The sequence below is a fragment of the Ruegeria sp. BB1 genome (assembly GCF_056539465.1).
Window position 1 is genome coordinate 218,382 of record NZ_JBQFVB010000002.1, and the last position, 20,307, is coordinate 238,688.

The following is a 20,307-nucleotide window of genomic DNA, read 5'->3' on the forward strand; positions in this document are numbered from 1 at the left end:
CGCTTCAGACGGGAGACACTCCATGTCACGCTCAACCGATATTCTTCTCACTTCACTCGCTCCAGCGATATGGGGAAGCACTTATCTGGTAACTACGGAAGCGCTCCCGGCTGGCTACCCGATTACCCTAGCGGCGTTACGAGCTCTGCCAGCCGGCTTGTTGTTGCTTGCAGTGACGCGCTGCGTCCCACCACGCGAATGGCTCGGTCGAACTTTCGTCTTAGGCAGCCTCAATTTCGCTCTGTTCTGGGTGCTCCTCTTCGTTGCTGCCTATCGGTTACCTGGTGGTGTGGCCGCCACCCTAGGATCGTTGCAAGCAATGATCGTGATTTTGATGGCGTGGGGATGGCTTGGAACTCCAATCCGACTTGGCGCACTTGGAGCCGCTGCAACTGGCGTAACGGGTGTGTCTCTGCTGCTGATCGGACCAGAAGCACATCTTGATTGGATCGGTATAGCAGCGGGTTTGGGAGGAGCCGCGTCAATGGCTGCTGGCACTGTTCTCAGTCGGAAATGGCAACCTCCGGTCTCGGCGCTGAGTTTCACAGCGTGGCAATTAACAGCCGGTGGTTTGATACTGCTGCCAGTCGCACTGTTCCTTGAGCCGCCTCTACCTGTGCTCAGCGCAACAAATGTCGCAGGCCTTATTTGGCTTGGGTTGATCGGTGCTGCAGCAACCTATGCTCTTTGGTTTCGCGGCATAGCGCGCCTGGAGCCCAGTGCAGTTTCGATGCTCGGCATGATGAGTCCTGTTACAGCTGTCGTGCTCGGCTGGGTATACTTGGGACAAACGCTTAGCCTCACTCAGTCGATAGGAGCAGTCATAGTTATTGGCTCTGTTGTGGTCGGCCAGAGCGTGAGTCGAAGGGACAATTCGGATTTGAGAAAATGGAGATCAGCAGCAGCTGAATCTGTCTGATGGGTTTGAGGCGCAAACAATGGGTCCGATCACGCAAGTGGGCGAGGAATGGCTCAGCGCCTCGCTCAAGCCCGTTCGTCAGATCCCTGGAATATCGAAGTCCTAGGTTTCCCCACGGATGATTAAGGGGATGGGTTCTGGGTCCGCAGCATCCGGACGGTCCAAACCTCCTGTCGCAATGGTCACATTGTGGCCGTACTCGCTAAGTGCTGAGGGCGCTCAGGGCGTGCGTTATGACATCAGCGCTGTCTTGCGTCGAAAACTGCGTTGGACGCTGCCAGTGAACGTCCCAGCCGGCCTGTTGATGTGCATAGGAGGCTACGGCATTGCGCGCGTGTTCTATACATATCTACTGGCCCCGTGTGCCAAACGCAAAACTCTCGCGCTCAAGATAAAAGTGCATTTCGCCCTGGAAATCACCTTATGGGCGAGGCTGAATTTTGGTATTTTTAAGAAGTCGTTACGGCAGCAGCAAGCAGTCAGCCAAGAACAACGCGATTCGATGCCTATGTTCTTTGACATCTCATACAAGACCAACAAGAAACGCCGGCGCCGGGAAAATGACCGGGCAGCGAGTCACCTATCTGGAAGGTGCAGGAAAGATCACTTTGGATCGCTCCCCGGTGGAAAGCATCGGACGCCCCAAGTGGTTGCCGCCAGCCGTATGACGAAATGGCACAGAAAGACGGTTGCAATGTGCATCGGGCTTAGATCTACGAAAGGCTGCCAGTGCGTTGGAGTTCGACTAATGCTCAGGTTCAACGAACCTCGGATTACTGACTTACAAACAACAAAGGCGCCCTTGGGCGCCTAGTTTTACTGGTCGGAGTGAGAGGATTCGAACCTCCGACCCCTGCCTCCCGAAGACAGTGCTCTACCAGGCTGAGCTACACTCCGACCGTGGCGGGTGATCTATACCCGAGGAATCGGATGTGCAAGGGGATTATGGGACCAAATGCAGGATTTCGTGCCCAGCAGAAACTGTCCTTTGCGCCACCGCTGCATTAGCAATTAGGGTAGGGGATCCGTGCGGTACAGCCGGATTTTCGTGCCACCGTGATCGACGACTGGCCCGGCAGGGAGCAAAGGCAAGCGCGTGGCGCGGGCTAGTGATTGATTGCTGGTCACGATACCCACCCGCCAGCCGCTGAACCGCGACATCAGAACCTTGCCCAGGCTGCCGTACAGAGAGCGCAGGCGTTTCTCGTCCCCGATTCTTGCACCATAGGGCGGGTTGACGATGACCAGACCCGTGGGGCCCGGTGGCGGCTTGATGTCACTGACCGACCGGCACTGAAACCGGGTGTGTGCGGCAACCCCAGCTCGATCGGCATTGGTGGCGGCGGCCTCGGCGGCCCCGGCATTCCGGTCCGAGCCATAAAAGACAGTGTCCAAGTTTACCGGCGGTCCGTCTTTGCGCAGTTCGGCCCAAGCGCGCGAATCGAATCCGTGCAGGTCTTCGAAGGCAAAACGGCGGGATCGGCCTGGATTCAGCCCGGCTGCAATCTCGGCCGCTTCGATAACGAAAGTACCCGAACCGCACATCGGGTCCAGAACAGCCTCAGCCCCGTCGAAACCACATTCGCGCAAAAACATAGCAGCCATGGTTTCGCGCATCGGGGCCTTGGCCACCGCCGGTTTGTGGCCACGCTTGTGCAAGGGCTCGCCAGAGGTATCGACCGAGAAAGTGCAAATGTCTTTTTCGATGCGCAGCAACACGCGCAGCCCGGCGTCGGATGAAATGGGCGCACCCAGCGTTTCGGAGATCGCCCGCTCGACCCTTTGGCGGGCGGCCCCGGCATGATAGATGCGGGATTTCCGGCTTGTCGCCTCAACCTTGACCGGGATGTCGGTGCGCAGAAAATCGGACCAGGGGAACTTGCGCGCCCGCTTGTCGAGCTGCGCCAAATGTACTGCCGGAAATGTGCCCATCCGGACCAGTACTTTGTTGGCGCCGCGCAGACACAGGTTTGCTCGCCAAACCTCGGGCCAACCGCCATGGCAGCTTATCCCGCCGGGTACAATTTTGGCATCTGCGAATCCCTTTTCGACGGCTTCGGCCTGCAAAGGCGCCTCAAGCCCCGGGGTGGCCACCAGAAAAATCTCAAATTCGCGCGTCTGTTCCATTGGGCGTGCTTACACTGGAAGGGCACTGGGCGCGACCAGCAATTTTTGGGCGCTAAAATGGAAACATTTCAAAGGAAAGTGAAAATCATTGTGTGATTTTGGCGGCAACGGGTTTGCTTTTAGCATCATCCCCGCGTAAAGGAGCCCAAATCGGAATTACGCCCGCGGAATTTGGACGCATTTCGACGCTTTTGCGACGACTGTTAAAAAATCCTGCGTTATTGTCCGACACTGTTAAAGTGTTGGTCTAACCGGCGCAGATAAAGAGGCTTGGAAGACAGTAGCAACATGCAAACTTTCAAACTGAAAAAAGGGTTGGAGCTGCCGGTGCAAGGCGCGCCGGATCAAACCATCCAGCCGGGACCTGAATTTAAAACCGTTGGGGTATTGGGCGGGGATTACCTAGGCCTGAAACCGCGCATGCTGGTGCAGGAAGGTGACGCGGTTCAGCGCGGTACGCCGTTGTTCTGCCACAAGGATGCGCCCGAGGCGATGATGGTCGCCCCGCTGAGTGGTAAGATCGTGGCAATCAATCGCGGTGCGCGCCGTGTATTGCAGAGCGTCGTGATCGAGGTTTCGGACCCGAACGATACAGGGATTGATTTCTCGGGTGTGGGCAATGCGGACAGTGCCGAAGGCGTGACGGAAAAGCTGTGCGCGGCCGGTCTTTGGACCGCCTTCCGTACCCGGCCCTATTCGAAATTGCCGATGCCGGGTACCGCTCCGGCCGCGATTTTCGTCACCGCCATGGACAGTGAACCGTTGGCGGCAGACGCGGCCGTGATCATTGCCGATGCCGGTGAGGCCTTTGCAGCCGGTTTGGCCGCAATCACCAAGCTGACCGAAGGCAAGACCTATCTGTGCCACAAGGAAGGCGACGCCATTCCGGGCGCGGATGTGCCGGGGGTCGAAGCTGCGGCTTTCTCGGGCCCGCATCCCGCCGGATTGGCCGGGACGCATATTCATTTCCTTGAACCCCTGGCGGGGGACAAGCAGGTCTGGACCATCGGTTATCAGGACGTGATCGCCATTGGTCGCTTGATGCAGTCCGGTCATCTGGATCCGAACATCGTGATCGCACTCAGCGGCCCGGGCGCGCGTCAACCGCGTCTGATCCGCACCGTCATGGGTGCTTCGACCGACGATTTGACCAACGACGAGATCGACGTGGATGGCACTCCGCGCATCATTTCGGGGTCGATCCTGTCGGGTACTCAGGCTGAAGGACCAACCGCATATCTGGGACGTTTCGCGCGTCAGATCAGCATCATCCGCGAAGATCACGACCAGATTCCGATGGGCTGGATTCGTCCGATGCCGTCGAAATACTCAGTTCAACCGGTGCTGGGCTCGGCATTTTCGCACAAACTTTATAAGTTCACCAGCAACCTGAACGGCGGTCGCCGCGCGATGGTGCCGACGGGTGTGTTTGAGCGGCTGATGCCGCAGGATTATCTGCCAACACAACTGCTGCGCGCGCTGCTGGTGATGGATACTGACAGCGCCCAAGCGTTGGGTGCGATGGAGTTGGACGAAGAGGATCTGGGCCTTGTCGGCTTTGCCTGTCCGGCAAAATATGAATACGGGCTGGCGCTGCGCGACTGCCTGACCAAGATTGAAAAGGAGGGCTGATCCAAATGGGTTTGCGCAGCTTCTTCGATCGGATCGAGCCGAACTTTACCAAGGGCGGCAAGTACGAGAAGTATTTCCCCATCTACGAGATGGTAGAAAGCTTTATCTACACTCCGAAATCCGTCACCACCGTCGCCCCGCACGCGCGGTCCTACATAGATATGAAGCGGATCATGACTTATGTCGTGATCGCGACGATCCCCTGTATCCTGTGGGGGATGTGGAATACCGGTTATCAGGCTAACAGCGCAATTGCAGCCCTTGGCCCGGATGCGGCAACTGGCTGGCGTATCGCCATCCTGCAGGCATTTGGCATCTCGCTGGACCCGTCCAGCATCTTCGCCAACGTGATGCACGGATTGATGTACTTCTTGCCGATTTACATCGTCACACTGGTTGCAGGCGGTATTTTCGAGGTGATCTTCGCCACCGTGCGTGGGCACGAAGTCAATGAAGGTTTCCTCGTAACCTCAATGCTTTACACGCTGATCATGCCCGCATCCGCCCCGCTGTGGCAGGTGGCTCTAGGCATCATCTTCGGTGTGGTCATCGGCAAAGAGGTGTTTGGCGGCACCGGTAAGAACTTTCTTAATCCTGCGCTGGTCGGGCGTGCCTTCCTGTATTTCGCCTATCCGGCGAATATGTCGGGTGACACAGTCTGGACCCCAGTTGACGGTTTTTCAGGTGCAACTGCGCTGTCGGTTTCAGCATCCGAAGGCTATCAGGCGCTGGCAGCCGAAGGTCTGACCTGGTGGAATGCCTTCATGGGCTTCATGCAGGGCAGCTTTGGCGAAACTTCCACACTGGCCTGTCTGATTGGCCTGGGCTTCCTGTTGGTGACACGTATTGCGAACTTCCGCCTGATCGTTGGCTGTCTGGGGGGCATGATCGTCTTTTCCCTGCTGCTGAACCTGATCGGTTCGGACACTAACCCGATGTTTGCAATGCCGTGGTACTGGCACCTGGTCGTTGGTGGCTATGCCTTTGGTCTGGCCTTCATGGTCACCGAACCGGTTTCGGCCAGCCACACCAATCTGGGCCGCTACATCTATGGCGCGCTGATCGGTGTCATGGTTGTGATGATCCGTGTGATTAACCCGGCTTTCCCCGAAGGCATGATGCTGGCCATTCTGTTCGGCAACGTCTTTGCACCGCTGATCGATTATTTCGTCGTTCAGGCCAACATCAAACGGAGGGCGCGTCGCCATGTCTGATACGCAATCCCCAGACAATAACGAGGCACCCAAGGGGGCGATTGCCAAGTTCCTGGCAGCCTCGCCGGATTCGGTCGGCAAGACGATCTTTATCGCCGTCGCTGTCTGCCTTGTCGCCTCGATGGTCGTGTCCTCGGCTGCTGTAAGTCTGCGCCCCGTGCAAGAAGCGAACAAGCTGAAGGACAAACAGGTCAACGTCCTGCAGGTCGCGGGTGTTTATGAACCCGGCGTCGACGTGACCGAAGCCTTCGCCGCGTTTGAGCCGCATGTTGTGGAACTGTCCACCGGCGAATTCGTCGATGACCAGTTTGATCCGGCCACCTTTGACGACATCGCAGCCGCAAGTGATCCTGAGTTGAGCGTTGCGCTGGACGACGACCCGGCCGGGATCGGCCGCAAAGCTAAGTATCGTGTGATTTACCTGCTGCGTGATGATGCGGGTGATCTGGATAAGGTGATCCTGCCGCTGCACGGCTATGGTCTGTGGTCCACGCTCTATGGTTTTATCGCGCTAGAAAACAACGGCAACGATATCTACGGCCTGCAATTCTATCAGCATGGTGAAACGCCGGGCCTTGGGGCCGAGGTGGACAACCCCCGCTGGAAAGCGTTGTGGAGCGGCAAGAAACTGCGTGATGACGCGGGTGATCTGCAGATTACCGTTGCGAAATCGCAACCGGCAGCTGGCCCCGACTTTTACGTCGACGCGCTGGCCGGTGCCACACTGACCTCGGTTGGTGTCGATAACCTGGTGAAATTCTGGATGGGTGATGCGGGCTTCGCTCCGTTCCTGGCCAAACTGCAAGCAGGAGAGATCTGATGTCCCAGACCAAGAAAGAAATGCTGGTCGACCCGCTTGTCGACAACAACCCGATCACCCTGCAGGTGCTTGGCATCTGTTCGGCTTTGGCGGTGACCTCGTCACTGCAGGTGTCGTTCGTGATGGCACTGGCGGTGACCTTCGTGACATCGTTCTCGTCCTTCTTTATCTCGTGCCTGCGCAACCAGATCCCCAGCTCGATCCGGATCATCGTGCAGATGGTGATCATCGCCTCGCTGGTGATCTTGGTGGATCAGGTTCTCAAGGCCTATGCCTTTGAGATTTCGAAAACCCTGTCGGTGTTTGTCGGTCTGATCATCACCAACTGTATCGTGATGGGCCGCGCCGAGGCGTTTGCGATGAAGAACCCTCCGGTCGCATCGTTCATCGATGGATTGGGCAACGGGATGGGCTATGGCCTGATCCTGCTGCTGGTCGGTTTCTTCCGCGAATTGTTCGGGGCGGGGTCGCTGTTTGGCGTGACCATTCTGCAAACCGTCAACAATGGTGGCTGGTACGTGCCCAACGGCATGCTGCTGCTGCCGCCATCGGCGTTCTTTATCATCGGTTTGATCATCTGGGCCTTCCGCACGTGGAAGCCAAGCCAGGTTGAAGAACGTGAATACAAAATTCAGCAGGTAGAGGCCCACTAATGGAAGGTCTGATTTCACTGGCTGTAAAGGCCATATTTGTCGAAAACCTTGCGCTAAGCTTCTTCCTGGGGATGTGTACCTTCATCGCCGTTTCCAAGAAGATTTCGACCGCGCTGGGTCTGGGCATTTCGGTGATGCTGGTTCAGGCGATCACCGTGCCCACCAACAACCTGCTGCTGACTTATCTGCTGAAACCGGGCGCGCTGGCCTGGGCCGGGTTCCCGGATGTGGACCTGACTTTCCTTGGCCTGATCTCGTATATCGGTGTGATCGCGGCGATGGTGCAAATCCTCGAGATGATCTTGGATAAGTATTTTCCGCCGCTCTACAACGCGCTGGGGATCTTCCTGCCGCTGATCACGGTGAACTGCGCAATTCTGGGTGGTTCGCTGTTCATGGTGGAACGCGACTATAACTTTGCCGAAGCCGCGACCTATGGTCTGTCTTCGGGCTTTGGCTGGGCGCTGGCGATCACCGCGATGGCAGGGGTTCGGGAAAAGCTGAAATATTCGGATATTCCTGACGGCCTGCAGGGTCTGGGGATCACCTTCATCACCGCAGGACTGATGGCGCTGGCCTTTATGTCCTTCTCGGGCGTGAAACTTTAAGGAGGGACGAATGGAAACTTTTAGCCTTGGCGTCGTCCTCTTTACCCTGATCGTTATCGCGCTGGTAACGATCATTCTGGCGGCACGCTCCAGACTTGTATCCACCGGTGATGTGAACATCACTATCAATGGCGAAAAAACCATCTCGGTGCCCGCAGGCGGCAAGTTGCTGCAAACGCTGGCGGCTGAGAAGCTCTTTGTCCCGTCGGCCTGCGGCGGTGGCGGCACCTGCGCGCAATGCCGGGTCAAGGTGCATTCGGGCGGCGGGTCGATCCTGCCAACCGAAGAAAGTCACATCACCAAGCGTGAGGCTGCATGCGGCGATCGTTTGTCCTGTCAGGTTGCGGTCAAACAGGACATGGATATCGAAGTCCCCGAAGAGGTCTTTGGCGTCAAGAAATGGGAATGCACCGTTCGGTCGAACGAGAACGTGGCGACCTTCATCAAGGCGCTAACGCTGGACCTGCCCGAGGGGGAAGATGTGAACTTCCGCGCCGGTGGTTATATCCAGATCGAAGCCCCCGCACACCAGTTGAAATACACTGATTTCGACATTGAAGAGGAATACCGCGAGGATTGGGATCGCTTCAATCTGTGGCAGTACGAATCCGTGGTAAGCGAACCGATCGAGCGCGCCTATTCGATGGCCAACTATCCGGATGAGAAAGGCATGATCATGCTGAACGTCCGGGTCGCTTCGCCGCCTCCGGGTTCCGAAGGTATTCCGGCGGGTCAGATGTCGTCGTACATCTTCAATCTGAAACCAGGCGACAAAGTCACCATTTCGGGTCCGTTCGGCGAATTCTTCGCCCGCGACACGCAAAAAGAGATGGTTTTCATCGGTGGTGGTGCCGGTATGGCGCCGATGCGCAGCCACATCTTTGATCAACTCAAACGTCTTGAAAACCGTGATCGCAAGATCAGCTTCTGGTACGGCGCGCGGTCCAAGAAAGAGATGTTCTTTGTCGAGGATTTCGACACGCTGGCCGAAGAGTTCGACAATTTCGAATGGCACGTGGCCTTGTCCGACGCGCAGCCCGAGGATGACTGGAAAGGCTATACCGGCTTCATCCACAATGTGCTGTTCGAGGAATACCTCAAGAACCACCCCGCGCCCGAAGATTGTGAGTTCTACATGTGTGGCCCGCCAATCATGAACCAGTCGGTCATCAACATGCTGCTGGATCTGGGTGTGGACCGCGAAGACATTATGCTCGACGATTTCGGTGGGTAAGAAACGAAAAACCGGCGCATTCAGCGCCGGTTTTTTTAAAAGCCGCAAGGTTGCTGGCCTTCTAGATCAAAGCCATTAGCCGACGATCATCTGCTTCATGCGAAGCGCCTCGTATTCCAGCTCTTTGAGACGGAAATGCACAACGTCTCCAATTGTGATCACGCCGCACAGGTTGCCATCGCGAAGCACTGGCATGTGGCGGAACCGACCGTCGGTCATGGTTTTAAGAACATCATCCAGGAGATCGTCCGGCGAACAAGTCTTGACCTCGCGCGTCATCAGATCCTCGACCGCTTGAGGCAACGTCTGGCCGGGCGTATCCGCCATGCGCCGTACGATGTCGCGCTCGGACAGGATGCCTTGCAATGTGCCGTTCTGGTCGGTCACCAGCACCGCCCCAATCCGCTTTTCCTTCAGCGTATTGACCACTGAATGGATCGTATCGTTCGGGCGGACCGAAAACACCGCATCCCCTTTACCATCCATCAGCTTGGCCACAGTTGTCTGCGCATGCGACAAGTTCGATTCCGTCGATTGGCTGTACGTGGTCTTGTCAGCCTTGTCGCCGCGCTTGGGGGCTTGGTAAGAGGTCGGGGCCATGGGCAATCTCCTTCATGGTTCTTGCAAAGTCTTTCCCTTTTACCTTAGCGCAGCTAAACGACCTGTATAGGGTGCAATTGCGCTGATCGGCAGAAACCCCCATCAAAAAAAGGACGCTTAAGCCTTTGAACGACCTGTATCTTACCCCGCCGGTGGCTGCCTTGATTTTCTTTGTGGTGGTCGTGTGCGGCCATAATTTCCGCAAGACGTGGAAACAGCAGCCGCCGGGATGGCAGAAACGGGCCTGGCTGTTTGGTGTGCCGGCGGGAATTGGCCTTTTGGTACTGGGCTTTTTGCCGCTGAAACTGTGAAGTCGATTTGACTCTGGCGGGGGTGGCTGGCATATGCCGGACACTGATTTTCCAGGAGATCGCCCCATGCGTCTTGTGCCAGTTTTGGCCTTCGTCACTTTGCTGTCCGGCTGTCTGTTCGACAAAGAGCCAGAGTTGGTTCGTCTATCGGGCGAAACGATGGGAACAACCTTCAACATCACCGCAATTGGCCAGGACCTGGACGAAAACGCGCTGGCTGTGGCGGTCGAAGAAACTCTGGCAGACGTTAACGCCAAGATGTCCAACTGGGACCCAAATTCCGAGGTCTCGACCTTTTCCACCGCGACAAGCACAGAACCGGTGCAGGTTTCCGCAGATTTCGCACAAGTGATGGCCGCCGCGAATGATGTGCATGAGAAAACCGGCGGCACCTTTGATGTCACCCTTGGACCATTGATCGAACTGTGGGGCTTTGGGCCCCGCAAGCCGGAAGACCCGGTGCCTTCGGATGTCGAAATTCTGAAAGCACTCGACGGCGTGGGGCAGGGGCGTTTGCTAACTCTGGATGCCGAAGCGGGAACGCTGACCAAATCTGAACCCGGTGTTGGGATCAACCTGTCCGCTATTGCCAAGGGTTATGGTATCGACGCGGTGGCCAAGACCCTGCGCGACGCCGGGATTGAAGATTATCTGGTCGAGATCGGTGGCGATCTGGTCACCATGGGGCAGAACGACAAGGGCGAGGCCTGGCGCATCGGTATCGAAAAACCACAAGCGGGAGCGCAGACCTATCAGCTGATTGTGTCGGTCAGCGATCTGGGCATGGCCAGCTCGGGCGATTACAAGAATTTCTTTGAACAAGACGGTGTGCGGTATTCGCATATCATCGATCCAACAACCGGGCGCCCGATCACGCACCGGACAACATCGGTGACTGTTCTGGCTGAAAACGCTATGATGGCGGATGCATGGGCAACCGCGATGCTGGCGCTGGGGCAGGAAAAGGGCCTTGAGCTGGCCGAAGAACATAAACTTGCTGTGTATTTCATCTCGCGGGATGTGACGGGTGGCGAAGAAGCCTATATCACGGTACACAGCACCGCGTTCAAAGACGCGCTTGAGACCAACTGACTGGTAGGTACCACAATGAGCACCTTTATTCTGGCCTTTATTCTGCTTGCCCTTGTGATGGTAGGTATGTCGTTGGGTGTTATGCTGATGGGCAAAACCATCAAAGGCAGTTGTGGTGGCCTGAACGCGATCTCGGGCGCGGACAAATGTGTGGTCTGCCACAAGGACATTGATCCTGACAGCCCGTTGCGTGATCAGTTGCAGTGCAAACGCGCCAAGAAGATGCTGGAACAGATGGAGCGGCAGGCCGAAGCATAAATTACGCTTCGCTGCGGGCCGGGAATTGGCTAACTAAGTCCCTGACTATCGGGGAGGTGCCGCGTTGGCCAAAGCCAAAAACATTCTGTTCATCATGTTCGACCAGCTGCGCTGGGATTACCTGAGTTGCTACGGCCATCCGCATCTGCACACTCCGAACATTGATCGTTTGGCCGCGCGGGGTGTGCGGTTTGACCGGGCTTTTATCCAGTCCCCCATTTGCGGTAGTTCACGCATGTCGACCTATACCGGGCGCTATGTGCATTCGCATGGTGCGTCCTGGAATGGCATCCCCTTGAAAGTGGGCGAGATGACGATGGGCGATCATCTTCGCAAGGCCGGGATGGGGTGCTGGCTGGTCGGCAAAACCCATATGCGCGCGGATGCCGAAGGCATGGCACGGCTGGGGCTGGAACCCGACAGCCTGATCGGTGCCCGCGTGGCAGAATGCGGCTTTGACGTGTTTGAACGCGATGATGGGATGCGTCCCGAGGGGCCGGACGGGTTTTACGATCCGGACGGGGCCAGGGAATATAACAAATACCTCAGCGCCAAGGGATATGAGAGCGACAACCCCTGGCACGACTTTGCCAACTCGGGGCTGGATGCGGATGGCAACGTCCTGTCTGGCTGGTTCCTGAAGAACTCCCCCGAACCCGCCAATATAGCCGAAGAAGACAGCGAAACCCCATATCTGACTGGCCGCGGTATCGAGTTCATGGAAACGCAGGACGGCCCGTGGTGTTGTCACCTGAGTTTCATCAAGCCGCATTGGCCTTATATCGTGCCCGAGCCCTATGCCTCGATGTATGGTCCCGAACATGTGCTGCCTGTGGTGCGATCCGAGGTCGAGCGCCAAAAAGCCCACCCGGTGCTGCGGGCCTTTATGGACACGAAGATCGGCCAGACATTCTCGCGCCAGGATGTGCGCGAGGCGGTGATCCCCGCCTATATGGGCCTGATCAAACAGGCCGATGACCAGATGGGCCGCCTGTTCGACTGGATGGAGAAAACCGGCCGGATGGACGATACGATGATCGTGTTGACCTCGGACCATGGGGATTTTCTGGGCGATCACTGGATGGGGGAGAAGACCTTCTTCCACGATGCCTCGACCAAAGTGCCCCTGATCATCTACGACCCGTCACCCGAGGCCGACGCCACGCGCGGCACTGTCAGTGATGCGCTGGTCGAATCCATCGACCTTGCCCCGACTTTTGTGGAGGTTGCGGGGGGCGATGCGCCTTTGCACATCCTCGAAGGGCATTCCTTGCTGCCGATCCTATACGGGCAGCAGGAAGAGACCGCGCGCGATGTGGTGATATGTGAATATGATTATTCGGCCTCACCGATTGCCGATACGCTGAACGCCTCGGTCCGGGATGCGGTGATGTTCATGATTGCCGACAAAAAGTGGAAGCTGATCCATTGTGAAGGTGGCCACCGGCCGATCCTGTTTGATCTGGAATACGACCCGGACGAGTTGATTGATCTTGGTGAAAGCGCGGATCATGCCGAAATTATCGACCGTATGTACGATTACCTTTTCGCGTGGACGCGCCGCGCCTCGCAACGGACCACGCGCTCGGAACAACAACTGATCGATATGCGGACCAAAAGCCGCGGCAGGGGTGTTGTTGTCGGGGTCTATGACGAAAACGATGCTCCGCTGGATCTGACCGTAAAGTACCGGGGGCGCAAGGCTCGGCCATTCACCGAATATATCGGCAATGAAAAACCGCCCCGGCATTAAATCTGCCCACCACAGGCCAAAAGGCGGTTCACCCGCCGATGGTCAGGCGGTAAAAGATCGACCAAGAGCAGAAATCCGGAGAGCTATAATGACCGCCCCCAAACCCGTTGTCCTGTGCATTCTCGATGGGTGGGGCCTGTCCGAGGACACCAAAGCCAACGCGCCGTATCTGGCCAATACCCCTACGTTCGACGCAATCATGGCCAACGGGCCGCATGCCACTTTGATAACGCACGGGCCCGATGTTGGCCTGCCCAGCGGTCAGATGGGCAATTCCGAGGTCGGCCATACCAATATTGGCGCGGGCCGCATCGTGGCCATGGATCTGGGTCAGATTGATCTGGCGATCGAAGATGGCTCATTCTTCGACAACAACGCCCTGCAGGCCTTCATCGCCAAGGTGAAGGCCGCGAGTGGTACAGCGCATCTGATGGGGCTGGTTTCGGATGGCGGGGTGCATGGGCATCTGAACCACATCATCGCAGCGGCCAAAGCCATCACCGATGCGGGCGTTCCTGTCGCGCTGCACGCGATCACGGATGGGCGCGATGTGGCCCCGAAATCGGCTTTCACTTACATTGCCGAGCTTGAGGACCGACTGCCCGAAGGTGCGCGCGTTGTGACTGTCAGCGGGCGATATTTCGCGATGGACCGCGACAACCGCTGGGAACGCGTCAGTGAGGCCTTTCAAGCGATGACCAAGGGGCAGGGGCGGACTGCGGCCACAGCCCACGGTGCGGTTGACCACGCCTATAACCAGTCGGAAACCGACGAGTTCATTGTGCCGACGGTTCTACAAGGCTATGACGGCGTAAGTGATGGCGATGGTGTTTTCTGCCTCAACTTCCGCGCTGATCGGGCGCGCGAGATTCTACGCGCGATTGGCGAGCCGGATTTTGCTGATTTCGACACCGGTCCGCGCCCGCACCTGTCTGCGCTATTGGGTATGGTGGAATACTCGGACGGTCACAATGCCTATATGACAACCGTGTTCCCAAAGCGCGATATCGTGAACACGCTGGGCGAATGGGTCGCTAAACAGGGGCTGCGTCAGTTCCGCTTGGCCGAGACCGAGAAATACCCGCATGTTACGTTTTTCCTCAACGGTGGCAAAGAAACGCCCGAAGTGGGCGAAGATCGTTTTATGCCGAAGTCACCAAAAGTGGCGACATATGATTTGCAGCCCGAAATGTCCTCGGCTGAGGTTACCGCCAAGTTTGTCGAGGCGATCGAGGCCGGGTACGACCTGATCGTCACCAATTATGCCAACCCCGATATGGTGGGTCACACCGGTGATCTGAAAGCCGCAATCAAAGCCTGCGAGGCGGTGGACCAGGGCCTGGCACAGGTGGTTGCCGCGCTGAAAAAGGCAGGTGGTGCGATGATCATCACTGCCGACCACGGCAACTGTGAAATGATGGTGGATCCCGAAACCGGCGGACCGCACACCGCGCATACCTTGAATCCCGTTCCCGTGGCGCTGGTGGGTGGGCCGGAGGGTTCCACGTTGCGCAATGGGCGTCTGTCCGATCTGGCACCGACCCTGTTGCAGTTGATGGGCCTTGAACAGCCACCCGAAATGACCGGCAAGAGTCTGTTGTTATGACCTTGCGCGCGCTTCTTTGGGCAGTGCTGTTTGCGACGCCGGTCCACGCCCAGACCGACCCGTCCACAGCGGCGCTGAATGCGGTGCAAATGCTGGAAGACGCATCCGTTGCCTTGACTGAGGCCGACAGCGCCCGTGACCGCGTGCGTGCCCTGACCGAAACCATTCAGGCCTATGAGGCCGGTCTGACCGCCATGCGCGAGGGCCTGCGCCGCGCCGCCACGCGCGAGGCACAGTTGACCACTGAATTGCGCAGCCGCGAGGATGAAATCGCGCAGTTGCTGGGCGTGTTGCAAACCATCGAAACAACCGCGCCGCCGGTTTTGATGCTGCACCCCTCTGGCCCGTTGGGATCGGCCCGCGCAGGTATGATGCTGTCCGAGGTCACGCCAGGTTTGAACGCTCACGCGCAAGAACTGGCCCACGACCTGCAAGAGGTCCAAACCCTGCGGCAGCTACAACAAAGCGCCGCTGATACTCTGACCGAAGGCCTGACCGGTGTGCAGACCGCGCGCACGAAGCTCAGTACCGCCATAGCAGATCGGACCGATTTGCCGGTGCGTTTTGTCGAAGATCCGGTTCGAACGGCGATCCTGATCTCGTCCACAGAAACGCTGGAAGGGTTTGCCAGCGGACTGTCGGAAATCTCAGAAGGGGAGATTGCTGAAACCAACGCGGATATTTCACAGCGCAAGGGTGAAGTTGCCTTGCCCGCTCAGGGTGTTGTGCTGCACCGCGCTGGTGACACGGATGCAGCAGGGGTCAAGCGCCCGGGTGTGGTGCTGGGCACACGTCCACGCGCGATTGTGACATCGCCTACCGCGGCTACGATACGTTATCGCGGGCCACTGCTGGATTTGGGGAATCTGGTCATCCTAGAGCCTCAACCCGGTCTTTTATTCGTATTTTCGGGGCTGCAAGAGGTCTACGGCAACCCCGGTCAGGTGATCCCCGAGGGCACTCCGGTCGGCTTGATGCCTGGTGAAACGCCCGAAATCGGCGCTATTTTGTCAACAAGCAGTGATGGCACTGGAACTGATCGGTCAGAAACGCTCTATATAGAGGTAAGACAGGATAACAGCCCCGTGGACCCGGAATCGTGGTTTCGGACCAGCAAGGATGGATAAATACATATGAAGAAATTTGTGATGGCCGGTTTGGCCGGAACCGTGGCAGGCATACTCGCAACTACTCAGATCGCAGGACCCCTGTTGGCACAAGAGGCTGAGAACAAGGCCAGCGTCTATGAGCAGCTTGATCTGTTCGGGGACATTTTCGAACGCATACGTGCGCAATATGTTGAAGAGGTTGAGCCCGAGGAGCTGATCGAAGCCGCGATTGATGGCATGCTGACATCGCTGGACCCGCATTCCAGCTATCTGTCGCCTGACGATGCCGAACAGATGCGCGTGCAGACACGCGGCGAATTTGGCGGGCTGGGTATCGAAGTCACGCAGGAAGAGGGCTTTGTGAAAGTCGTCTCTCCGATCGATGACACCCCGGCGGATGCGGCTGGGATCGAGGCTGGGGACTTCATCACCCATGTCGATGGCGAAAGCATTCTGGGCCTGACGCTGGACAAGGCGGTGGATCTGATGCGCGGACCTGTGGGTTCGGAAATCGTGATTACGGTCGTGCGCGAAGGGGAACAGGAACCCTTTGACGTCACGATCATTCGCGACACGATCAAGCTGACCGCTGTGCGTGCCCGCACCGAAGGCACCAGCGTCGTGCTGCGAGTGACCACCTTTAACGACCAGACATTCCCCAACCTTCAGGAAGGGCTGAACGAACAGATCGAAGAGGCTGGTGGCATCGAAAAGGTCAATGGCTTTGTTCTGGACCTGCGCAACAACCCGGGCGGTCTGCTGACGCAGGCGATCAAGGTTTCCGATGCCTTCCTGAACGAGGGTGAGATCGTGTCTACCCGTGGCCGCGATCCGGGCGAGGGTGAGCGGTTCAACGCAACCCCAGGCGATCTGGCCGAAGGCAAGCCGATTGTGGTTCTGATCAATGGGGGTTCGGCCTCGGCGTCCGAGATTGTTGCCGGTGCCTTGCAGGATCACCGCCGCGCCATCGTGGTCGGCACCAAAAGCTTTGGCAAAGGTTCTGTTCAGACGGTCATGCCGCTGCGTGGCGACGGGGCCATGCGCCTGACTACGTCGCGGTATTACACACCGTCGGGTCGTTCGATCCAGGCGCTTGGCGTCAGCCCCGACATCATTGTCGAGCAACCGCGCCCGGTGCCGGATTCGGAAGAGGAAGATTCGAACCGTCCCGCCCGGTCCGAAGCCGACCTGCGCGGCAGCCTGAACAATGACAGCCTCAGCGAAGATGAGATTCGTCAGATCGAGGAAGACCGAGCCCGGGCCGAAGCCACAGCCGAGCTACGGGAAGAAGATTATCAAATGGCCTATGCTATCGATATCCTCAAAGGTTTGTCGGCCTTCAACCCGAACGGGCCGTCGCAGTAAACAAACGGGGCCGCCAGACAGGCGGCCCTTCTTCTTTGGTGGATCAGCTTTCCACTTTGTGCAGCTTTTCCTCATCCAGCAACATCGCCAATAAGACGCCGACAGATACTGACACAGTGGCGAAAATGAACGCCATGTTCATGCCGGTGTCAAACGCTGCGGTGATGGCGGTTTTGACCTTTTCGGCTTCGGCCGTGCTCAGTTTGTCCATGATCGCGCGTGCAGAGGATGTGGTCAGCGTCCCACCGTTGATGGCTCGCTGATCGGATTCCGACATATCAATCCCGGCGGTCGCCAGACGTTCGCCCAGGCTACGCAGACTGGCCAGATACATGATCGCGGTCGCGCAGGCCACCGAGATGGCACCATAGACGAGGTGAGTCATGAAACTCAGCCCACCGACCAACCCGGCCCGTTCCGGTTTCACCGCGCAAACCGCAGCGGTGCCTGATGGGCCAACCGTCAGCGTGGCCCCCAACCCAATCATCGCCATACCGGGCAGAATCTGAAAATAGCCCAACCCTGCGGGCAACACGACAACACTGGCCGCACCGATAGTGGCGCACAGGTAACCCCAGAACAAAAGCCGTTTGGGACCGAAATCGTTGTACAGTTTGCCCGACAAGATGGACCCCACGGCAAGCAGAACAGTAAGCGGGGCCAACCCGAATGCAGATTGCAACGTCGACCAGCCCAATACCTTTTGCATGTATTGGGGGAAATACATCAACCCTACGAACGCTGCTGAGACATTGAACATGTTCAGGCCCAGCGTGATGCGAAACTCTCTGTTCGCCATCATCTGGGGCAGCAACAGGGGTTCTTTCACGCGTTTTTCCACTTGTGGGAACAAGACGAACAAAACAGCGCAGACGAAGAACAGCATCAGCAACGGCGATGAGGTCCAGCCCCAATCTGCACCCACGTCCAACCCATAAAGCAACAGCAGGACAGCCACAGACAGTACACCCATACCTGCGACATCGATGTGTTCGCCTTTTTTGTGCTGGGTTTCGCGCTCCATCAACACCAGGGCGGTGACCATTGAAATGGTCGCAAACACAACGTTTGCAAGGAAAAACAGCCGCCAATCCCCAAGGTTCACGACCGTACCGCTGATCAGCGGGCCAATGACGTTACCGCATGTGACGCCTGCCAGAATAAGCCCCATGATCATGGCGCGATGTTCGGGGCGCGAGACTTTGGTGGCGCCATAGGCCAGCGTGCAGGGCCAGACACATCCCGCGCCGATCCCCTGTAATGCGCGTGAGACAATCAGAAAATCCAGGCTAGGCGATACAAAACACATGACTGAGGAAAACATAAAGATCGACAGGCCGATCAGCATCATCTTGCGGTGCCCGTACATGTCGCCAAGCCGCCCTCCGGCGACCATCGTCATGGCAAAGAACAGGGCATAGATGTTCAAAACCCATTGGGTGCTGGTGATATCGGCGTCGAAACCGTTTTCGATAGCCGGAACCAGGATCAACGCGCCGGTAAAGTCGATGCCGATCCCGAACCCCGTCACCATCAGCGCGATGAGTTTAATGATGCTGCTGCGGTCCATGAGCTTGCCCAAGTTGCTGCGGGTCGCTCAAGGATGCACGGGATTCTGATGAAAAGATAGGGACTTGGCCCTATACGGGCTATTCGCCCACGCTCTGCGCCCGCCGAAATGCCCGTTTCAGCATATCCAGTTCCGCGCGCAGCAGCTCGACCTCAGCGCGAAGATCATCCGCTGCCGGGGCGCCTGCGATAATGGTAAAATCGCCAAGTTTTTCGGACGTGCCTGCGTCCACGATGACAAAGCAATGCACGCCATCGGACAGTGCCTTCACGGGTACAGGGACAGTCAGTGCCCATCCGTCATCTGCTGGTGTCACGCGTACGTCTTCCAAAGGTTCGCCCAGGTACAGAACCTCAACAGTCACCTCGGCCTGCAGGTGACCCTGCCAGAGGCCGTTCTCGAACCGGATGGGTGTCAATGTCGGTTGCGTCATGGCCGGACCTCTTACAAATCGGCGCGATGGTGGCGGCAGAAGGTCAGATCGCGCAGGGAAACGCGGTTCATCTGCGGGTTTTCAAAGATCAGGTCCAGCCAGATCTTCTCGATCCGCGACTCATTCAAGGGCAAATGTGCCAGATCGAAATCGACTGAGCAGGAGCTTGCAGACAGGTCCAGCTTGCGCAGAACCTGTTCAGCGTTGGGTCCGTGCTGGATGTTGAGACGGGCGAATATCTCAAGCGGCTGCTCGGCCTCGATCAGGGTATCCACACGCATGAGATGCTGTTTGGTCAGGCCCTGAGCAGCCTCGTACGGCAATTCCACAGACAGGGACAGGAAAGAGCCCGAAAACCCGAACACCTCGACTGTCATCCCATATGCGGCCAGATCCTTGTCGCGGGAATTCCGGGTCTGCCGCATTGCTATTTCGGCCAGCGAACAGTCGTGGAACAAGGTCACCTGCCGGTCCATCTGTGCCTTACGGGCAGCCGAGGCCACACCCGGACGCGCCAATGGCCCGCGCCACAGATCCGGTCGCCAGCACCAATCGGTGCCAAGGGGTTTGGGGAATTGGGTCGACCCAATTCGAGGTCGGGCCAGACGGCTGTCGGCCTCATGAATCAGCATCTGCAGATGCGTGCGCAGCTTGCGCGCATCATCGCGCTGTTGCCGCAGTTGCGGTTCAGGTGCAGCAGGTGCGCCACGCAGGGCCTGACGCCAGCGTTCGACGGCGCGGCGTTGAATATAGCGATCCAGAAGTCTGCCCATGGCCCCATCATTCAGAGTGTGACCCTGTTTAGTCAAAGACAACGCAGGGTTTAAAGGAGAATAAACGATACTGAGGGGCAAATCTCGCGAATTTGTGACTGATGGGGCGGATGGGCAATCGATTTGAAACCTGTTAGCCCAGCCATTCTTGCAATCGTAAAGGTCAGTGCGTACCGTCTGATACCTGATTGCAGTGGATCATCCGAAAACGCATCCAATAGATTTGAGGC

The 20,307-nt window shown here is 57.5% G+C and carries 19 protein-coding genes and 1 tRNA gene; 14 read left to right on the plus strand and 6 right to left on the minus strand.

Translation table 11 applies throughout. The features are described from left to right. Window positions 1-22: 22 nt before the first annotated feature. A complete protein-coding gene (locus ACR0AL_RS08745) occupies window positions 23-919 on the plus strand; it encodes an EamA family transporter (protein WP_480662693.1) in 897 nt (298 codons plus the stop codon). A gap of 820 nt (window positions 920-1,739) precedes the next feature. On the opposite strand, the gene ACR0AL_RS08750 is transcribed toward ACR0AL_RS08745, so the two are convergent. Together ACR0AL_RS08750 and ACR0AL_RS08755 are read right to left on the minus strand one after the other, a co-directional pair. After that, window positions 1,740-1,816, minus strand: a tRNA-Pro gene (locus ACR0AL_RS08750). Window positions 1,817-1,930: 114 nt separating this feature from the next. After that, complete coding sequence (locus tag ACR0AL_RS08755) at window positions 1,931-3,046, minus strand: THUMP domain-containing class I SAM-dependent RNA methyltransferase (RefSeq protein ID WP_480662695.1); 1,116 nt, start codon at window positions 3,044-3,046, stop codon at window positions 1,931-1,933. Window positions 3,047-3,334: 288 nt separating this feature from the next. On the opposite strand from ACR0AL_RS08755, the gene ACR0AL_RS08760 reads away from it, so the two are divergent. From ACR0AL_RS08760 to nqrF, 6 genes are read left to right on the plus strand one after another with little or no spacing between them, the layout of a single operon-like run. After that, complete coding sequence (locus tag ACR0AL_RS08760; RefSeq protein ID WP_480662697.1) at window positions 3,335-4,678, plus strand: Na(+)-translocating NADH-quinone reductase subunit A; 1,344 nt, start codon at window positions 3,335-3,337, stop codon at window positions 4,676-4,678. A 5-nt stretch (window positions 4,679-4,683) separates the two neighbouring features. Then, window positions 4,684-5,892 (plus strand): NADH:ubiquinone reductase (Na(+)-transporting) subunit B, encoded by a 1,209-nt coding sequence (locus ACR0AL_RS08765; RefSeq protein WP_170394680.1) that lies wholly within the window; start codon window positions 4,684-4,686, stop codon window positions 5,890-5,892. Continuing rightward, entirely contained in the window at window positions 5,885-6,712 is an 828-nt protein-coding gene (locus ACR0AL_RS08770) for a Na(+)-translocating NADH-quinone reductase subunit C (RefSeq protein ID WP_170394677.1), read from the plus strand. The genes ACR0AL_RS08765 and ACR0AL_RS08770 overlap by 8 nt, the downstream gene beginning before the upstream one ends. Then, on the plus strand, window positions 6,712-7,365 hold the full coding sequence (locus tag ACR0AL_RS08775; protein WP_170350028.1) for an NADH:ubiquinone reductase (Na(+)-transporting) subunit D: 654 nt from the start codon (window positions 6,712-6,714) through the stop codon (window positions 7,363-7,365). Before ACR0AL_RS08770 ends, ACR0AL_RS08775 begins: the two co-directional genes overlap by 1 nt. Further along, window positions 7,365-7,973 (plus strand): NADH:ubiquinone reductase (Na(+)-transporting) subunit E, encoded by a 609-nt coding sequence (gene nqrE, locus ACR0AL_RS08780; protein ID WP_170350029.1) that lies wholly within the window; start codon window positions 7,365-7,367, stop codon window positions 7,971-7,973. Before ACR0AL_RS08775 ends, nqrE begins: the two co-directional genes overlap by 1 nt. Before the next feature lie 10 nt (window positions 7,974-7,983). Beyond that, window positions 7,984-9,207 (plus strand): NADH:ubiquinone reductase (Na(+)-transporting) subunit F, encoded by a 1,224-nt coding sequence (gene nqrF, locus ACR0AL_RS08785; RefSeq protein ID WP_170394674.1) that lies wholly within the window; start codon window positions 7,984-7,986, stop codon window positions 9,205-9,207. 75 nt (window positions 9,208-9,282) lie between these two features. Here nqrF and ACR0AL_RS08790 read toward each other — a convergent pair whose 3' ends face one another. After that, window positions 9,283-9,807, minus strand: a complete 525-nt coding sequence (locus ACR0AL_RS08790) for a CBS domain-containing protein (protein ID WP_170350031.1) — start codon at window positions 9,805-9,807, stop codon at window positions 9,283-9,285. 125 nt (window positions 9,808-9,932) lie between these two features. Here ACR0AL_RS08790 and ACR0AL_RS08795 point away from each other — a divergent pair, with 125 nt between their 5' ends. The 7 genes from ACR0AL_RS08795 to ACR0AL_RS08825 all read left to right on the plus strand — a co-directional run bounded on the left by ACR0AL_RS08795 (window position 9,933) and on the right by ACR0AL_RS08825 (window position 17,301). Then, on the plus strand, window positions 9,933-10,118 hold the full coding sequence (locus ACR0AL_RS08795) for a hypothetical protein (RefSeq protein WP_170361640.1): 186 nt from the start codon (window positions 9,933-9,935) through the stop codon (window positions 10,116-10,118). A 66-nt stretch (window positions 10,119-10,184) separates the two neighbouring features. Then, on the plus strand, window positions 10,185-11,210 hold the full coding sequence (locus ACR0AL_RS08800; protein WP_480662699.1) for an FAD:protein FMN transferase: 1,026 nt from the start codon (window positions 10,185-10,187) through the stop codon (window positions 11,208-11,210). Between the two features lie 15 nt (window positions 11,211-11,225). Further along, the gene (gene nqrM, locus ACR0AL_RS08805; RefSeq protein ID WP_170350034.1) at window positions 11,226-11,468 is read left to right on the plus strand and encodes a (Na+)-NQR maturation NqrM; all 243 of its coding nucleotides are present in this window, start codon (window positions 11,226-11,228) and stop codon (window positions 11,466-11,468) included. 64 nt (window positions 11,469-11,532) lie between these two features. Then, entirely contained in the window at window positions 11,533-13,221 is a 1,689-nt protein-coding gene (locus ACR0AL_RS08810; protein ID WP_480662701.1) for a sulfatase-like hydrolase/transferase, read from the plus strand. Window positions 13,222-13,309: 88 nt separating this feature from the next. Beyond that, window positions 13,310-14,827 carry a 2,3-bisphosphoglycerate-independent phosphoglycerate mutase gene (gene gpmI / locus ACR0AL_RS08815; RefSeq protein WP_480662703.1) on the plus strand — a complete coding sequence of 506 codons (1,518 nt, stop codon included), beginning with the start codon at window positions 13,310-13,312 and terminating at the stop codon, window positions 14,825-14,827. Then, window positions 14,824-15,954: a murein hydrolase activator EnvC family protein gene (locus ACR0AL_RS08820; protein WP_170350037.1), complete on the plus strand. Its 1,131-nt coding sequence runs from the start codon at window positions 14,824-14,826 to the stop codon at window positions 15,952-15,954. Before gpmI ends, ACR0AL_RS08820 begins: the two co-directional genes overlap by 4 nt. Window positions 15,955-15,960: 6 nt before the next feature. Then, window positions 15,961-17,301, plus strand: a complete 1,341-nt coding sequence (locus ACR0AL_RS08825) for a S41 family peptidase (RefSeq protein WP_170350038.1) — start codon at window positions 15,961-15,963, stop codon at window positions 17,299-17,301. 43 nt (window positions 17,302-17,344) lie between these two features. Here ACR0AL_RS08825 and ACR0AL_RS08830 read toward each other — a convergent pair whose 3' ends face one another. The 3 genes from ACR0AL_RS08830 to ACR0AL_RS08840 form a co-directional block, all read right to left on the minus strand. Continuing rightward, on the minus strand, window positions 17,345-18,871 hold the full coding sequence (locus ACR0AL_RS08830) for an MFS transporter (protein ID WP_170350039.1): 1,527 nt from the start codon (window positions 18,869-18,871) through the stop codon (window positions 17,345-17,347). Between the two features lie 79 nt (window positions 18,872-18,950). After that, complete coding sequence (locus tag ACR0AL_RS08835) at window positions 18,951-19,304, minus strand: hypothetical protein (protein WP_170350040.1); 354 nt, start codon at window positions 19,302-19,304, stop codon at window positions 18,951-18,953. Between the two features lie 11 nt (window positions 19,305-19,315). Continuing rightward, entirely contained in the window at window positions 19,316-20,077 is a 762-nt protein-coding gene (locus tag ACR0AL_RS08840) for a DUF6478 family protein (RefSeq protein ID WP_170350041.1), read from the minus strand. Between the last annotated feature and the right edge of the window lie 230 nt (window positions 20,078-20,307).

Excerpts from the sequence above, each read along its gene's own strand:
- ACR0AL_RS08840 (WP_170350041.1), bottom strand. The coding sequence starts at position 20,077 with ATGGGCAGACTTCTGGATCGCTATATTCAACGCCGCGCCGTCGAACGC.
- ACR0AL_RS08825 (WP_170350038.1), top strand. The coding sequence starts at position 15,961 with ATGAAGAAATTTGTGATGGCCGGTTTGGCCGGAACCGTGGCAGGCATA.
- ACR0AL_RS08775 (WP_170350028.1), top strand. The coding sequence starts at position 6,712 with ATGTCCCAGACCAAGAAAGAAATGCTGGTCGACCCGCTTGTCGACAAC.
- ACR0AL_RS08745 (WP_480662693.1), top strand. The coding sequence starts at position 23 with ATGTCACGCTCAACCGATATTCTTCTCACTTCACTCGCTCCAGCGATA.
- ACR0AL_RS08800 (WP_480662699.1), top strand. The coding sequence starts at position 10,185 with ATGCGTCTTGTGCCAGTTTTGGCCTTCGTCACTTTGCTGTCCGGCTGT.
- ACR0AL_RS08765 (WP_170394680.1), top strand. The coding sequence starts at position 4,684 with ATGGGTTTGCGCAGCTTCTTCGATCGGATCGAGCCGAACTTTACCAAG.
- ACR0AL_RS08755 (WP_480662695.1), bottom strand. The coding sequence starts at position 3,046 with ATGGAACAGACGCGCGAATTTGAGATTTTTCTGGTGGCCACCCCGGGG.
- gpmI (WP_480662703.1), top strand. The coding sequence starts at position 13,310 with ATGACCGCCCCCAAACCCGTTGTCCTGTGCATTCTCGATGGGTGGGGC.
- ACR0AL_RS08770 (WP_170394677.1), top strand. The coding sequence starts at position 5,885 with ATGTCTGATACGCAATCCCCAGACAATAACGAGGCACCCAAGGGGGCG.
- ACR0AL_RS08835 (WP_170350040.1), bottom strand. The coding sequence starts at position 19,304 with ATGACGCAACCGACATTGACACCCATCCGGTTCGAGAACGGCCTCTGG.
- nqrE (WP_170350029.1), top strand. The coding sequence starts at position 7,365 with ATGGAAGGTCTGATTTCACTGGCTGTAAAGGCCATATTTGTCGAAAAC.
- ACR0AL_RS08830 (WP_170350039.1), bottom strand. The coding sequence starts at position 18,871 with ATGGACCGCAGCAGCATCATTAAACTCATCGCGCTGATGGTGACGGGG.
- ACR0AL_RS08820 (WP_170350037.1), top strand. The coding sequence starts at position 14,824 with ATGACCTTGCGCGCGCTTCTTTGGGCAGTGCTGTTTGCGACGCCGGTC.
- ACR0AL_RS08790 (WP_170350031.1), bottom strand. The coding sequence starts at position 9,807 with ATGGCCCCGACCTCTTACCAAGCCCCCAAGCGCGGCGACAAGGCTGAC.
- nqrM (WP_170350034.1), top strand. The coding sequence starts at position 11,226 with ATGAGCACCTTTATTCTGGCCTTTATTCTGCTTGCCCTTGTGATGGTA.
- ACR0AL_RS08760 (WP_480662697.1), top strand. The coding sequence starts at position 3,335 with ATGCAAACTTTCAAACTGAAAAAAGGGTTGGAGCTGCCGGTGCAAGGC.
- nqrF (WP_170394674.1), top strand. The coding sequence starts at position 7,984 with ATGGAAACTTTTAGCCTTGGCGTCGTCCTCTTTACCCTGATCGTTATC.